Consider the following 13,600-nt stretch of genomic DNA (forward strand, 5'->3'; position numbering starts at 1 on the left):
ATGGCAAAGTGTGCGGAATTGGAACCATACGGGATCAGGAATGCAGCACGATACGCCTCTCATCGCCACCATCGTCGCCGGCCTGGGACTGGCTTTCGTGTTCGGCGCAGTTGCGCAGCGCCTTCGAATTCCGCCACTCGTCGGCTACCTCCTGGCAGGCGTCGCGGTCGGCCCCTTTACGCCGGGCTACGTCGCAGATCAGGGACTGGCGACCGAGTTGGCCGAGATAGGCGTCATTCTATTGATGTTTGGCGTTGGGCTTCACTTTTCGCTCAACGACCTTCTGTCGGTGCGCGCGATAGCGCTGCCCGGTGCCGTTGTTCAAATCGTTGTCGCCAGTCTGATGGGACTGGGTCTCGCGCTGTTCATGGGCTGGACCATTGGCGCCGGTCTCGTCTTTGGGCTTGCCTTGTCGGTCGCCAGCACCGTGGTGTTGCTCCGGGCCATGCAGGAGCGCCGGCTGATGGAGACAGAGCGAGGCCGCATAGCCGTCGGCTGGTTGATCGTGGAAGACCTCGCAATGGTGCTCGCGCTCGTGCTGCTTCCGGCTTTCGCCGGCTTGCAGGGCGCAAACAGCAACACGCTGATTGCGGACCCGCTGGCGTCCTGGCTCGGCATGGGGCTTGGCGGGGTTCTGTTGCTCACCGTTGCAAAGGTCGTCGTCTTCGTCGGCATCATGCTGATCGTAGGGCGGCGCCTCATTCCCTGGATCCTTCACTACATCGCGCACACCGGCTCGCGGGAGTTGTTCCGCCTCGCCGTTCTGGCCATCGCCCTCACGGTGGCATTCGGATCGGCAAAACTGTTCGGCGTTTCCCTTGCGCTCGGCGCGTTTTTCGCCGGAATGATCCTCAGTGAAAGTGCACTAAGCCAACGAGCGGCGCAGGAAACATTGCCATTGCGCGATGCCTTTGCCGTACTGTTCTTTGTCTCCGTCGGCATGTTGTTCAATCCGGCGAGCCTGCTGCGCGAGCCATGGCCATTGCTCGCCACGCTCTTCATCATCATCGTTGGAAAGTCGGTAGCTGCCTTTCTGATTGTGCTCGCGTTTCGTCATCCGGTCGGAACGGCATTAACAATCTCGGCCAGTCTCGCCCAGATCGGGGAATTCTCGTTCATTCTGGCTGAACTTGGCGTGAAGCTGAACCTGCTGCCGACGGCAGGACGCGACCTCATTCTGGCCGGCGCAATCCTCACCATCATGCTCAATCCGCTGATCTTCGCCGCGGTCGATTGGTTGTCCCGGCGCCTTGAGCGACCGCCCGGTCGCGGCGATGTTGATGTTTTCGGCTCCGGCGCAAAGGCAGGACAGGCCGCCGCATCAGCGAAATCATCCGCCGCACCCGAGGCTACCCGTTTGAAAGATCATACAATACTTGTCGGCCATGGCCGCGTCGGCAGCATTGTTGCCGATGCCTTGAAGAAGAGCAGTCAGCCGTTCCTCATTATCGAGGATGCAGACAATGTCATTGCGAAGCTGCGCGAGAGTAACTTCGAGACCATCGTTGGAAATGCCGCACGTTCCGATGTCCTGCAATCCGCCAATCTCGGCGGCGCGCGATATCTGCTAATTGCGATACCGGAAGCATTCGAAGCGGGGCAGATCGTGCAACAGGCTCGCGCGGCCAATCCGGGCATCCAGATCATCGCACGTGCGCATTCAGATGCCGAAGTCGATCACCTGAGGTTGCTCGGCGCCGATCTCATCATCATGGGGGAGCGGGAGATTGCGCTCGGAATAATTCATAACCTGTTCGAGTGGCAAGCGCGTAGCCCAGTGGCGCAAGGCTAGTTGTATCTACCATTCATGGCAGCCGCCCGTCGTGCGTCGTCTGGCATGGGTAGCGAACGCCGTCGGAACACCGATGCGGCGGTGATCTGAGGATCGAAGATGGAGGGCCGGCATTTCCGGCGCGGAGGATTGACGAAACCTTGCCACATATCTCAGCGTAACTGGGCCGGAGGGCAGTGCCGATGAAGGAGCCGTGCATGCGAAGGACGGTCATCAAGGTAATCTTTGTCGCCGCAGTGCTTTTCGCGACGATCGGGCACGCACAGGCCGAGGTCCGCATTCTTGCAAGCCCCGGCGGACAGGTCGGCCCGTTTATTGAGCTGTTCGATCGCGTGAACGCCTCCGGCGAGCGGGTGGTGATCGACGGGCCATGCCTGTCGGCCTGCACGCTGGTGCTGATGATGGTGCCGACTGAGCGCATCTGTGTGACGCGCCGCGCGGTGCTCGGATTTCATGCCGCACGGTCGATCGACCGCCGCGGCCGGATATACGCGGAGCCGGAAGCCTCGCGCGAGGTGGAGGCAGCCTATCCGACGCTGGTGCGGGAATGGATCGCCCGCCGTGGCGGCCTGACCTCGCGGCTCTTGCTGTTGCGCGGCCGCGAACTCGCCGCGATCTATCCGCGGTGCAGGTAGGATTCGCCGCTGCGTAGGGTGGGCAAAGCGCAGCGTGCCCACCATCACGAGCACAGCGAAAATGGTGGGCACGGCGCATGCGCGCCTTTGCCCACCCTACGAGTCTCGCACTACATATCTTCCTTCGGACAATTCACCATCCAGGGAATCCCGAACTTGTCGACGCACATGCCGAACCCGTTGGAGAAGAAAGTCTTGCCGAACGGCATCCGCACCGTGCCGCCTTCGGCGAGCGCGTTGAACCGGCGCTCGGCATCGGCGGGATCCTCGACCGCGAGCGCGACGGAAAAGCCCTGCGGCTGATGGTAATCGCCGGGCGTGGCGTCGGACGCCATCAGCACCTCGCCATCGATGGTGATCCGGGCATGCATGAGCTTGGTCTTCCAGTCCGCCGGGACCGGCATGTCGGCGGGACCGTCGCCATATGGCATCATCGCCTCGATCTGCGCGCCGAGCGCCTTTTGATAGTACTTCAGCGCTTCCTCGCAATTGCCGTTGTAGAACAGATAGGGATTGACCTGCATCGGTGGCTCCTTGGCTTGTTTAATCAGTCACGGCGTTCCCCGGATGCCGCGCAGCACGTTCGGGATCGCGCTTCGCGCGACGCCGGTGATGCGCTGCTGTTCCGCGGTCCATCGTGGGTCCCGGCTCTGCGGCGCAGCGTTGCACGCTGCACCGCGTCCAGGACAGGATAGTGACACTCATTTCTCGGTGATCGTCTTCAGATTGGCGAGACCGGCCTCGAAATCCTTTCCGATCATATTGTCGAGATTCATGAAGACCTGGATCAGCCTGGTCACGAAGCGTGCGGGACCATGCATCAGCCATGTGACATGGGTGCCATCGCCCTGCGGCAGCATTGTGAACTCGGCGGTGTTGTGGCCCTCGAACGGCGTGAAGAAATCGAGCTTGATGACGACCTTTTGCGGCGCGGAGGCTTCAAGAATTTCCATGCGGCCGGAACCGACATTCTTGTCGCCGTTCCAGGCATAGACCGCGCCCTTGCCGCGCTCCGCACCGCTGTAGGTGCGCTTCATCGCCGGATCCTTCTGCTCGTAGGGCGACCAGCTTTGCCACTGGTGAAAGTCGGAGATCAGCGGAAAGATCTCCTCCGGCGGCGCCTTGATGCTGACCGAGCGCTGCACGCGCAGGGTGTCCGGCTTGGTCGCGGCAAGAATGAGGACCGCGGCGATGGCAATCGCCAAGATGACAGCGATGGTGACAATGACTTCAAACATGACTGGCTCCGTCTTCGTGAACGACCGTTGAAGCACCTCAGCGGCGGAAGGGAATCAAGCTGCGCAGGTTCTGGTCGCGCAGCCACAGCCCGCCCCACACCATCAGGCCGAGATAAAGCCCGAACAGCGTGTGCGTGAACAGGGGACTGCCGATCCGCACATGCGAGGCCATGGCGCCGCCGAGATAGCCGGTGAGCAGGATCGCGCCGAGGATCGAGGTCGGCGGTATGGAATAGAGCACGGTGCAGACGATGGTGATGAGGCCGAGGCTCCGCGCCAGCGTTTCGCTCGAACCATAACCCATTCTGTCCATGGTTTCCGTGACGACCGGCCACGGCACCAGCTTGATGGCGCCGTCGATCATCAGGAACACGATGACGAGACCGCTGAGGATGCGGCCAGTCCAGCGTGCGGGCTTAGAGGCTGGGGTCTCGGCGATGACAGTCATGATTGATCCCCATTGTCTTGAATGGCTGTTCGGATTCAAGACGTACGAGGCTGGCGGAAACCGACAAACCATCGAAGATTTATTGGAGCCCCCCGGTCTTGCACCCGGCGTACCCCGGATGCTGCGCAGCGCGCCGCACTTGCGGCGTGATGCGCTGCTAGGCTGGGGCCCATACGGGGATGGAGCGCATAAGTCCCGGCTCTGCGGTGCACCGCTGAAGTAGCGCTGCACCGCGTCCGGGACACGAGACCGGCTACTTCCCCGCTTTTTTGCCGCGGGGCTGGCTGTCGCGCTGCAGGCGGTCGAGGTGCATGCGGATGTGGGCGGCTTCGGCCGAGGTGTTCGCCAAGGCAATGGCGCGATCGAACGCGGTGCGCGCTTCGTCGTTGCGGCCGAGTTGCATCAGGAAGGCGCCGCGCACGCCGAAGAAATGAAAATAGTTCGACAGCCGCGCCGCCAGCGGCTCGATCATGTCGAGCCCGGCCTGCGGACCCTTTACCTTGGATGCCGCGACCGCGCGGTTCAGCGTCACCACCGGCGACGGCTGCATGATCTCGAGCGCGCCATAGAGCAGATCAATCTGGGTCCAGTCGGTATCTTCGGGCTTTTCGGCGCGGGCGTGCAGCGCCGCGATCGCGGCCTGCACCTGGTAGGGCCCGCTGCGGCGATGGCGCATCGCCTTGTCGATCAGCGCCAGCCCCTCTGCGATGAGAGACTTGTTCCAAAGCGAACGATCCTGATCGTCGAGCAGGATCACCGCGCCATCGGCATCGAACCGCGCCGCAGCGCGCGCATGCTGTATCAGCAGCAGCGCGGTCAGCCCCATGATCTCGGGCTCGCTCTGGAACAGCCGCAGCAACAGCCGCGCCAGGCGAATGGCCTCCTCGCACAAGGGGCTGCGAATCTCGGCGGTATCGCCCGAGGCCGAATAGCCCTCGTTGAAGATCAGGTAGATCATGGCGGCGACGGAGGTGAGGCGCTCGGAGCGCTCCACCGCGCCCGGCGTTTCAAACGGCACGTCGGCGTCGGCGACCTTTGCCTTTGCCCGCGTGATGCGCTGCTCCATCGCGGCTTCCGAGACCAGGAAGGCGCGCGCGATCTGCTTGACCGTCAGCCCGGAGACGATGCGCAGCGCGAGCGCGATCTGCTGCGTTGCCGGCAGGTCCGGATGGCAGCAGATGAACAGGAGCCGCAGGATGTCGTCGCGGTAGTGCGAGCCGTCGAGCCGCTCGGCAAGCTGTTCCTCGGCGTCATCGAGGTCGGAGATCGCCTCGTCCTCCGGCAGCGCCTCCTGCTTCTTGCTCCGCCTGATATCGTCGATCGCGACATTGCGGCCGACCATGATCAGCCACGCCGCGGGATCGCGCGGCGGGCCGTTCTGCGGCCAGCTCTTCAGCGCCCGCAGGCAGGCGTTCTGAAACGCCTCCTCGGCGGTGTCGAGATTGCGGAAATAGCGCAGCAACGCGCCGACCGCCTGGGGGCGAGCCGAGGTCAGCGCGGCATCGATCCAGGCGGCGTCGGTCACGGCTGCACACTCCCCGGCGAAAAATGGCCGACGGGACGGATCTCGTAAGCGCCGCCGGGATTGGCTGCGCCGAGATCGCGGGCGACGTCGAGCGCCTCGTCGAGATTCTTGCAGTCGACGACATAGAAGCCGAGCAATTGTTCCTTGGTTTCGGCGTAGGGGCCGTCGAGCACCAGCGGCGGGTCGTCCTTGCGCAGCGTGGTCGCCGCCGTGGTCGGCAAGAGCCGCGCGACCGGACCGAGCCGGCCCTGCTTGGCGAGCTTGTCCTGCACGACGGTAAGCTTCGTCATGACCTCGGCGTCCTGTTCCTTGGTCCAGGAACCGACGGTGTCTTCGTCGTGATAGCAAAGGATGGCGTAAAGCATGAGGGCTGGCATCTCCGTTGTCATAATGACGAACGATTATGCCCGCTGCCGACAGGTGCGTCGAAGAAATTTTGGATTGTTCCGCCGGCCGTCAGGGACCGACGATCGGAGGCGGCGGCGGATTGAAGTGTCTGTAGGTGTGGACGACCGCCTTGGAACAAAGAAGGCACACACCGAGAATGAGAATGATGTTCTTGATCGTCTTCATCTGACGGTCTCGACTTTGGCCGGACCAAAGTCGCGGTGATTGTTCTGGTAGGAAAGCGCCAGCCAGAACATCACCGCCACGATGATGAAACCGCGCATCACCAGGAGACGCCATACTGCGCGGCGATCTGGCGCGCTTTTTGCTCGTCAGTCTCGCGCCGGCCGGCCTGGCTCTTCTTCGATCTGGACGACGCCTGCTTCCTGGAAGCTGCCGGCTTGGCTTCCGCCGACGCGGCGGTGGAAGCTGCCGTCGGCGTGTCGTTGGCGGCGGGGATCAGGCTGCCGATGTCGCTGGCTTGCGCCGAGGCGGAGGCCAGGACGAAAGCGGAAATGAGGATCAGTTTGCGCATCTGCAGTCTCCCTTGTTGGATGAAAGGAGGCTAGAGAAGCGGTTCGATCGACTATGTGATGGGAGTCACGCCGGGTGGCGATGCAAAAGGGACGGCCGAAAGAATGACAGTCAACAAAGGTGCGCTCGCCATCCTCGTGCATGGCGGGACTGAAAACTGGTCGCCGCAGCGCTGGAAAAGCCGGTTCGACGGCGTCTGCCCGGACCGTTCCGTGCTGCTGGCGCCGGATACCTCGTTCGACCCGGCCGAGGTGCATTACGCCGCGGTGTGGAAGCCGCGTCCGGGCGAGCTTGCCGCCTTCCCCAATCTGCGTGTCATCTTCAATCTGGGCGCCGGTGTCGATGCGTTGATGGCGGACCGCTCATTGCCCGACGTGCCGCTGGTGCGCGTGGCCGTCACCGACCTCACCGCACGGATGACGGAGTATGTCGTGCTGCATGTGCTGATGCACCACCGGCAGGAGCTCTACTTGCGCCAGTCGCAGCGCGAAAAGCGCTGGGCGCCGAAATTGCAATGGGCGGCGGGCGCGATCTCGGTCGGCGTCATGGGGCTGGGCGCGCTCGGAGCTGACGCGGCAGGCGTGTTGAAACGCCTGGGCTTTCGCGTCGCGGGCTGGAGCCGGAGCGCCAAGACGATCGACGGCATCGATTGCTTTCACGGCGAGCCGCAGTTCGACGCGTTCCTGCGGCGGACCGACATCCTGGTCTGCCTTTTGCCGCTGACGCCGGAGACACGGCACGTTCTCAACCGCGCGCTGTTTGAGAAACTGAATCGCAAAAGTCCGCTCGGCGCGCCGGTGCTGATCAATGCCGGCCGCGGGGCCTTGCAGAACGAAGCCGACATCCTGCAATGCCTGGACGACGGCACGCTCGGCGCCGCCTCGCTCGACGTCTACGCCACCGAGCCGCTGCCCGTGGACAGCCCGTTCTGGACCCACCCAAAAGTGGTGCTGACCCCGCACAACGCCGCCGATACCGATACCGACGAGATATCGAAATACGTCGCGCAGCAGATCACGCGCTTCGAGGCCGGCGGCGCGCTGGAGAATGTGGTGGATCGGGGGCGGGGGTATTAGGCGAACTGGTCGTCCCCGCAAACGCGGGGACCCATACGCCGCGGCTTCTCGTTTTGGCGCTGGGGCCAGTTGCCTTCCTAACAACAACGCCGGTGGTTACGGGGTTGAGAATTCTCGACCACTGCGTCCTATCGATAGATCACGCGGTATGGGTCCCTGCTCCCGTGCGCAATTGCGCACTAGGCAGGGACGACGTTGGAGTTTGCCTAGCCTCACCCTTTCGCAGGCAAATTGTGCGCAAAGCTCCAGGAATGGCCGAACGGATCCATGATGCGAGCATAGCGCGCGCCCCAGAATGAATCCCACGGCTCCAGCGTGACGGTGGCGCCGGCATCCCGGGCGCGTTTCACCGCCGCATCGCAGTTCTCGACTTCGAGATGCATGGTCACCGACGTGCCCTTGATCTGGTCCGGCGGAAATACCGCGTCGACGCCATGGGAACCGCGATGCTCGGGAAAGTCGTCCATGACGAAAATCCGCGCACCATTGACCTGGATTTCCGAATGCATCAGCCGCTTGCCGTCCTCGGCCGGCATCCGGACGGTTTCGGTCGCACCGAGCGCCTTCTTGTAGAATTCGAGGGCGGCGTTGGCGTCGCGGACGACGAGATGGGGGGTGACGATCTGGATGGTAGTCATGGCTGCACTCCGGAGTTTTTGGACAACGTCATGAAGACGAGCGAGGAAGCCCCAATCCGACAGCGATCAGAAAAGAAAGATTGTCGTCCCTGCCTAGTGCGCAATTGCGCACGGGCGCAGGGACCCATACCGCGTGATCTATCGATGATAGCGTGGTGGCTGACGCTCTCCGTAAGTCAACTAGGACTGTGGGCTACTGAAGCGAAGCCGTCGTGCCGCGTGCCCTTCTCAACGGCCGCGGCGTATGGGTCCCTGCGTTCGCAGGGACGACACTGAAGTCATTTCGCGGCCCCGAGCATCACGTCGATTGCGCCATTGACGATCGCCTCCAGTTCCTTGCGCGGCGTCTGCGCACGGGCACGGATCGCGATGGTGTGGATGGTGGCGGAGGCGAGCTGCGCCAGCACGATCGCATCGGCGCTCTCCGGTAGCTCGCCCTTCTCCTTGGCCCGTCGGAAGCACGCCGCAAAGGCCTTGTCGAGTTCGCCAAAACCTTCCAGCACCATGGCGCGGATATCGGGATCGTACACGGCCTCGGAGGCCGCGGTCATCACCGTGAAGCAGCCGCGCGGACCGGATTCGCCTGATAGATAGATGTCGAGCGCCACCGCATAGATGCGTTCCAGTCGCTTTCGGATCGGCAGCTCGTTGCGGAAGATGTCGCCCATCGCGGCCCGCGCGTCCTCGCGATAGCGCCGGTAACTCTTGATGAAGAGCTCGCGCTTGTCGCCGAACGCGCCGTAGAGGCTCGGCCGGTTCATGCCGGTGGCGGCGGAGAGATCGTCCAACGACGTCGCCGCGAATCCATCCTTGCGGAACAGATCGAGCGCCTTGCCCAGCGCCACGTCCGGCTCATAGGCGCGCGGCCGGCCCCGGCGCTTGGGCGGGACCGGGGCGTCGATCTTGGTGACAGGCGGCTTTTTACTTTTTTGTACCATTTCGCAATAAATCCTTGACCGGATTTATATTATGCGGAACAGTATAAAAATCAATCCCGCCTGCCCTGAGCGCCGGCCCGATTGATCAACCCGCCAAGGAGGCAAACCATGGATCTCTATTTCTCGCCGCTCGCCTGCTCGCTGGCGACACGGATCGCGCTGTATGAAGCCGGCGCTGAGGCCAACTATCTCGAAGTCGATCCCAAGACCAAGGTGGTGCAGAAGGACGGCTCGGATTTCCGCGCCGTCAACCCGCTCGGGCTGGTGCCGACGCTGCGCACCGATGACGGGACGGTGCTGACGGAGAACGCCGCGATCCTGCAATATGTCGCCGACCGCTTTCCGAACGCCGGCATCTCGGCCATATCGGCAGAGGAGCGCAGCCGCATGCATCAGTGGCTCTGCTTCATCGGCACCGAACTGCACAAGGCGCTGTTCGTGCCGCTACTCGACAAGACGGCGCCGCAGGACGCGAAGACGTATGCATTAGCCAAGAACCTGTCGCGGCTCGACTATCTCGAGAACTATTTGAAGGGCCGCGAATTCCTGCTCGATCATTTCAGCGTGGCGGATGCCTATCTCGTCACCATCATCAACTGGACGATGGCGACGCCGCCGATCGAGCTGGCGAAATGGCCGAACGTGAAGGCCTATTACGAGCGGCTGCGCGCACGGCCGAGCATCGCGAAGGCAGTCGCCGAGGAGTTCGAGATGTACAAGGCCGAACTCGCGCGGCACAAGGCGGCGGCGTAAGAGCCCGTAGCCCGGATGGAGCGCAGCGCAATCCGGGAACCATCGACCAAACATGCCGTGTCGTCCCGGATTGCGCTTCGCTCCATCCGGGCTACGGCGCCAGCAGCCGCGCCATCAGATCGCTCAACGCCCGGCGAAATATCCCGGCGTCGTTGCGCGCCCGCGCCAGCACCAGCGCGCCCTGAATGGTCAACAGCGCATCTTCCGCGCGCCGCTGCGCCTGGCTCCTGCTCAATCCGGATCGCCGCAGCAGTTGCGCCAGCGCGACCTGCCAGCGTGCAAAATAATCATCGACCGTTTCGGCAAACGTGTCGCGCGCAGAACCGAGTGCCACCAGCCCAACCAGACAGACACGATCGCCGGAATGAAAATACTGGTCGACGCCCGCGATCATCGCGGCGATCGCGCGCGCGGGATCATTCGCATCGCGCAGCGGTGCATAAATATTGAGCTCGAACCAGCCGTCGATGTCGGCCAGCACCTCGGCGGCCATCTGCTCCTTGCCGCCGGGAAACAGGTGATAAAGGCTGCCCTTGCCGAGCCCGGTGGCCTCCGTGATCAGCGTCAGCGAGGCCCCCTCATAGCCATGCGCGCGAAACACCTCGCCGAGCGCACGCAACACTTCCTTGCGCTCGACACCCTTTTTCAACATCGCGTCACAGCGGGTTCTCGCTTAAGCCCGCGACATCGGCCGGGCGCGGCCCAGGCGCCGGCCAGTGAAAGCGTCGCTCGCTCTCCTTGATGGCGATATCGTTGATGCTGGCCTCGCGCCGCCGCATCAGGCCGTGTTCATCGAACTCCCACTGCTCATTGCCATAGGAGCGATGCCACTGCCCGGCATCGTCGTGCCATTCATACTGGAAGCGCACGGCGATGCGGTTCTGGTCGAACGCCCAGAGATCCTTGATCAGGCGATAGTCGTACTCCTTCGCCCATTTGCGGGTGAGGAATTCGACGATTGCCTCGCGACCCTGGAAGAATTCGGAGCGGTTACGCCAGCGGCTGTCCTCGGTATAAGCCAGCGACACCCGCACCGGATCGCGCGAATTCCAGGCGTCTTCCGCCATGCGCGCCTTCTGGGCAGCGGTTTCGCGGGTAAAGGGCGGCAGCGGCGGACGCGACATGAGGTTTCTCCGGATTGACGGTCCGCAGACACTGTACCGATCGGTACAGAGAGTCAATCCGAAGAATCGACCTGGATCCAGGCCGGAGCGCCACTGAATTGTTTGTGACGCTCGCGGGTCCATGGCGCATTGCCTCCTGGAAGAGGCGGCTCAACAGCAGCCGCCTTCCACCATGTCTGGAGCTTGCGACTACTGGCAGAGATACATATTGCCGTCGTCGAGCTTTGTCATCGTGCCGGGCTTGCACTTGAGAAAGTTGCGGCCCGAGTAGTCGTCCCATCCGGTATAGCCGTAGTAAGGAGCACCTCCGTAGTAAGCCCTCGCCGCGTAGTGAGGTTGACCAAAGCGAGGATCATTTTGGGCGGCGTAAGTGTTGCCCCAAGCATTGTTGTATCCCCAAGGCGTGGTGGCAGCGGCGACGGCGCCAGCCGTGGCCACCGCCGCTGCACCTGCGACGCCAGCTCCAACTCCGTACCCGTATGCTGCCCGCCGGTTCTGCCGACGTGCGACGCCCGCAACGCTCACGGGTGTCAGCGGGCGGCCAACACGCGCTTGAGCTTCCTCGACCGATAGCGAAACGCCGCGTTGCTCGGACCAGCCAAAGGAGAGCATCGCCGCACCGGCAAATGTCGAGACGGCAATCGCAATCCTGGTTAAGCGCATCTGCGTCATGAGTTTTCTCCGCTGATTGCTGCCCCATGTGTCGATGCAAATTCGCAGGCATAGCCGCGCGATCTTCGTGTCGCTGATCGGAGGCGAGTGGGTCGAGACGTGCGAGTCCGCTCTCGCAAATCCTCCGTCAAATTTGTACACGATGAAATCTGAAAGCAGCCCGAAACACCATTGTCCTAACGTGCATGGATCGGTCATTCGCGCTGTCCTAATAGCAACGCTTGATAGCATCATTTGCAATTTGGCAACTCTCGACGCCGCTTCTGCGAACCGAGATGGCGGAAGGCCCGTCGGCCACCGCTCAGGTCGCGGACTGCTTCACTCGGCCGCTTTCCATGGCAATCCGCAGCGGCTTGGGGATACGTTGCGCTTTCCCGCCGGAGACGAAAGCGACGCGGACGCGGGCCTCGATGAGAAGATCATCACCGCGCCTGCATTGCTGCAACAGGGTGATTGAAGCCCCCTTCACTTCTCCAGCCGCTGTGACGACATCGAGCACATCGTCCATATATCCCGGTTTAAAGAAATCGATTGTCATCGAGCGGACCACGAACGCGAAGCCGGGCGCTTCGTCCTGCGTTTCCTCGAATAAGGTGCGGTGGTCGGCGCCAAGCAGCCGCAAATAATTCGTTCTGCCACGCTCCATGAACCGCAAGTAGTTCGCGTGGTAGATTACACCCGAGAAATCCGTGTCCTCGTAATAGACGCGGACCTGCATGTGATGGCAGCCGTCGCGGATCTCGCCGTCGAGAATGGGTGATGTCACTTGCCGTCCCTGATCGCGCTGGAAAGCACTGGTTTTGCGCAAAACCAGCAGGTGCGCAAGCGCTGGCGGACTACGCCACCGCCGGCCTCGCCGCGCCCAGTGTCACCAGCACGATTTCCGGGGGGACGCCGAGGCGGAACGGCATGATGCTGCAGCCGAGGCCGCCGGAGACGACGACGTCGCAGTTCATGCGGATGTGGCCATAGGCGAGTTGCTGGCCGGACGGCGAGATCGGCGACCAGCCCAGCATGCGCACCTGGCCGCCATGGGTATGTCCGGAGAGCTGCAGCGCCACACGCGAGGGCACGCGCCTTGCTATGTCGGGCTCATGCGCCATCAAAACCACCGGCGCGTCGTCGGTGACCTTTGCCAGCGTCGCGCCGAGATCGTCGACGCCGATGCGCTTGAGCGGCCTGAAGCGGCGCGCCGGCATATAGGCGAGCTGGTCGCCGAGACCGGCGAGCCAGAACGAGTGGCCGTTCTTATAGAGCTTCTTGGCGTCGTTTTCGTAAACCGGAATACCGGCGGCTTCCAGCGCGCGGCCTGCGGACGGCAATCCCTGCCCTTCCCGCTGCACGGTCTTGTCTTCCCACCAGTCGTGATTGCCGAGCACCGCGTGCACGCCAAGCGGCGCCTTCAGGCCAGCCAGCACCCGCGCCCATTCGGCATCGGGAATGAAGCGCGTCACCTTGCGATGTCCGGCCACGTAGTCGCCGAGCATGACGACGATGTCAGGCTTGAGCGCGTTGGTGCGTTCGACGATCGCCTGGATATGATCGAGCGACATCCAGGGATCGCAGGCATGGAGGTCGGCGATCGCGGCGATCCGGAGCTTGAGCCCTGCCGGCCATTGCGGCGGAGAAAGGTCGTACCGCGCGACGCGAAGCCGCAGGAGCGGAGCGCTGAAGCCGTAGGCGGTGGTCGAGACGCCCACCGCGCCCAATCCACCCATGGCTTTCAGAAAATGACGGCGTGTTAACATGTGATCCAATCGTGATGCATCGCAAACATGGTGGCGGATTGAGCCTGAATTGCGGTGCGCTTATGCAGATCGTCAGCAGACCTCCAGCAGCT

Annotated in this window: 17 protein-coding genes; 4 read left to right on the forward strand and 13 right to left on the reverse strand. The window is 62.9% G+C overall.

All coding sequences use genetic code 11. From position 1 onward, the window contains the following. Positions 1-40 precede the first annotated feature (40 nt). Both ybaL and KIP88_RS17225 read left to right on the forward strand, forming a co-directional pair. Positions 41-1,792, forward strand: a complete 1,752-nt coding sequence (gene ybaL, locus KIP88_RS17220) for a YbaL family putative K(+) efflux transporter (RefSeq protein ID WP_214489125.1) — start codon at positions 41-43, stop codon at positions 1,790-1,792. Between the two features lie 197 nt (positions 1,793-1,989). Next, on the forward strand, positions 1,990-2,427 hold the full coding sequence (locus tag KIP88_RS17225) for a hypothetical protein (RefSeq protein WP_214489126.1): 438 nt from the start codon (positions 1,990-1,992) through the stop codon (positions 2,425-2,427). A gap of 110 nt (positions 2,428-2,537) precedes the next feature. On the opposite strand, the gene KIP88_RS17230 is transcribed toward KIP88_RS17225, so the two are convergent. From KIP88_RS17230 to KIP88_RS17255, 6 genes are all read right to left on the reverse strand, one after another. Continuing rightward, positions 2,538-2,951 carry a VOC family protein gene (locus tag KIP88_RS17230; protein WP_214489127.1) on the reverse strand — a complete coding sequence of 138 codons (414 nt, stop codon included), beginning with the start codon at positions 2,949-2,951 and terminating at the stop codon, positions 2,538-2,540. A gap of 177 nt (positions 2,952-3,128) precedes the next feature. Next, a complete protein-coding gene (locus KIP88_RS17235; RefSeq protein WP_214489128.1) occupies positions 3,129-3,665 on the reverse strand; it encodes an SRPBCC family protein in 537 nt (178 codons plus the stop codon). A 37-nt stretch (positions 3,666-3,702) separates the two neighbouring features. Beyond that, positions 3,703-4,113, reverse strand: a complete 411-nt coding sequence (locus tag KIP88_RS17240) for a DoxX family protein (RefSeq protein WP_214489129.1) — start codon at positions 4,111-4,113, stop codon at positions 3,703-3,705. Between the two features lie 253 nt (positions 4,114-4,366). Continuing rightward, positions 4,367-5,638: an RNA polymerase sigma factor gene (locus KIP88_RS17245; protein WP_214489130.1), complete on the reverse strand. Its 1,272-nt coding sequence runs from the start codon at positions 5,636-5,638 to the stop codon at positions 4,367-4,369. Continuing rightward, positions 5,635-6,003 (reverse strand): YciI family protein, encoded by a 369-nt coding sequence (locus tag KIP88_RS17250; protein ID WP_214489131.1) that lies wholly within the window; start codon positions 6,001-6,003, stop codon positions 5,635-5,637. Before KIP88_RS17250 ends, KIP88_RS17245 begins: the two co-directional genes overlap by 4 nt. A 305-nt stretch (positions 6,004-6,308) precedes the next feature. Beyond that, positions 6,309-6,560 (reverse strand): hypothetical protein, encoded by a 252-nt coding sequence (locus KIP88_RS17255; RefSeq protein ID WP_214489132.1) that lies wholly within the window; start codon positions 6,558-6,560, stop codon positions 6,309-6,311. Between the two features lie 103 nt (positions 6,561-6,663). Here KIP88_RS17255 and KIP88_RS17260 point away from each other — a divergent pair, with 103 nt between their 5' ends. Then, on the forward strand, positions 6,664-7,635 hold the full coding sequence (locus tag KIP88_RS17260; RefSeq protein ID WP_214489133.1) for a glyoxylate/hydroxypyruvate reductase A: 972 nt from the start codon (positions 6,664-6,666) through the stop codon (positions 7,633-7,635). Between the two features lie 212 nt (positions 7,636-7,847). Here the strand turns inward: KIP88_RS17260 and KIP88_RS17265 are convergent, their stop codons facing one another. Further along, complete coding sequence (locus tag KIP88_RS17265; RefSeq protein ID WP_214489134.1) at positions 7,848-8,273, reverse strand: VOC family protein; 426 nt, start codon at positions 8,271-8,273, stop codon at positions 7,848-7,850. A 278-nt stretch (positions 8,274-8,551) separates the two neighbouring features. After that, a complete protein-coding gene (locus KIP88_RS17270; RefSeq protein WP_214489135.1) occupies positions 8,552-9,211 on the reverse strand; it encodes a TetR/AcrR family transcriptional regulator in 660 nt (219 codons plus the stop codon). Positions 9,212-9,319: 108 nt separating this feature from the next. Between KIP88_RS17270 and KIP88_RS17275 the strand changes: the two genes are divergently transcribed. Continuing rightward, on the forward strand, positions 9,320-9,964 hold the full coding sequence (locus KIP88_RS17275) for a glutathione binding-like protein (protein ID WP_214489136.1): 645 nt from the start codon (positions 9,320-9,322) through the stop codon (positions 9,962-9,964). A gap of 91 nt (positions 9,965-10,055) precedes the next feature. On the opposite strand, the gene KIP88_RS17280 is transcribed toward KIP88_RS17275, so the two are convergent. The 5 genes from KIP88_RS17280 to KIP88_RS17300 form a co-directional block, all read right to left on the reverse strand. After that, positions 10,056-10,616, reverse strand: a complete 561-nt coding sequence (locus KIP88_RS17280; RefSeq protein ID WP_214489137.1) for a TetR/AcrR family transcriptional regulator — start codon at positions 10,614-10,616, stop codon at positions 10,056-10,058. Between the two features lie 4 nt (positions 10,617-10,620). Then, positions 10,621-11,088 carry a nuclear transport factor 2 family protein gene (locus KIP88_RS17285; RefSeq protein ID WP_214489138.1) on the reverse strand — a complete coding sequence of 156 codons (468 nt, stop codon included), beginning with the start codon at positions 11,086-11,088 and terminating at the stop codon, positions 10,621-10,623. Between the two features lie 189 nt (positions 11,089-11,277). Then, positions 11,278-11,958, reverse strand: coding sequence for a hypothetical protein (locus KIP88_RS46535; protein ID WP_249790845.1), 681 nt, complete (start codon positions 11,956-11,958; stop codon positions 11,278-11,280). A gap of 103 nt (positions 11,959-12,061) precedes the next feature. Beyond that, the gene (gene ybgC / locus KIP88_RS17295; RefSeq protein ID WP_214489384.1) at positions 12,062-12,478 is read right to left on the reverse strand and encodes a tol-pal system-associated acyl-CoA thioesterase; all 417 of its coding nucleotides are present in this window, start codon (positions 12,476-12,478) and stop codon (positions 12,062-12,064) included. 118 nt (positions 12,479-12,596) lie between these two features. Continuing rightward, positions 12,597-13,508 (reverse strand): metallophosphoesterase, encoded by a 912-nt coding sequence (locus tag KIP88_RS17300; RefSeq protein ID WP_214489139.1) that lies wholly within the window; start codon positions 13,506-13,508, stop codon positions 12,597-12,599. Between the last annotated feature and the right edge of the window lie 92 nt (positions 13,509-13,600).

Source organism: Bradyrhizobium sp. SRL28, from assembly GCF_018596315.1.
Classification (GTDB): domain Bacteria; phylum Pseudomonadota; class Alphaproteobacteria; order Rhizobiales; family Xanthobacteraceae; genus Bradyrhizobium.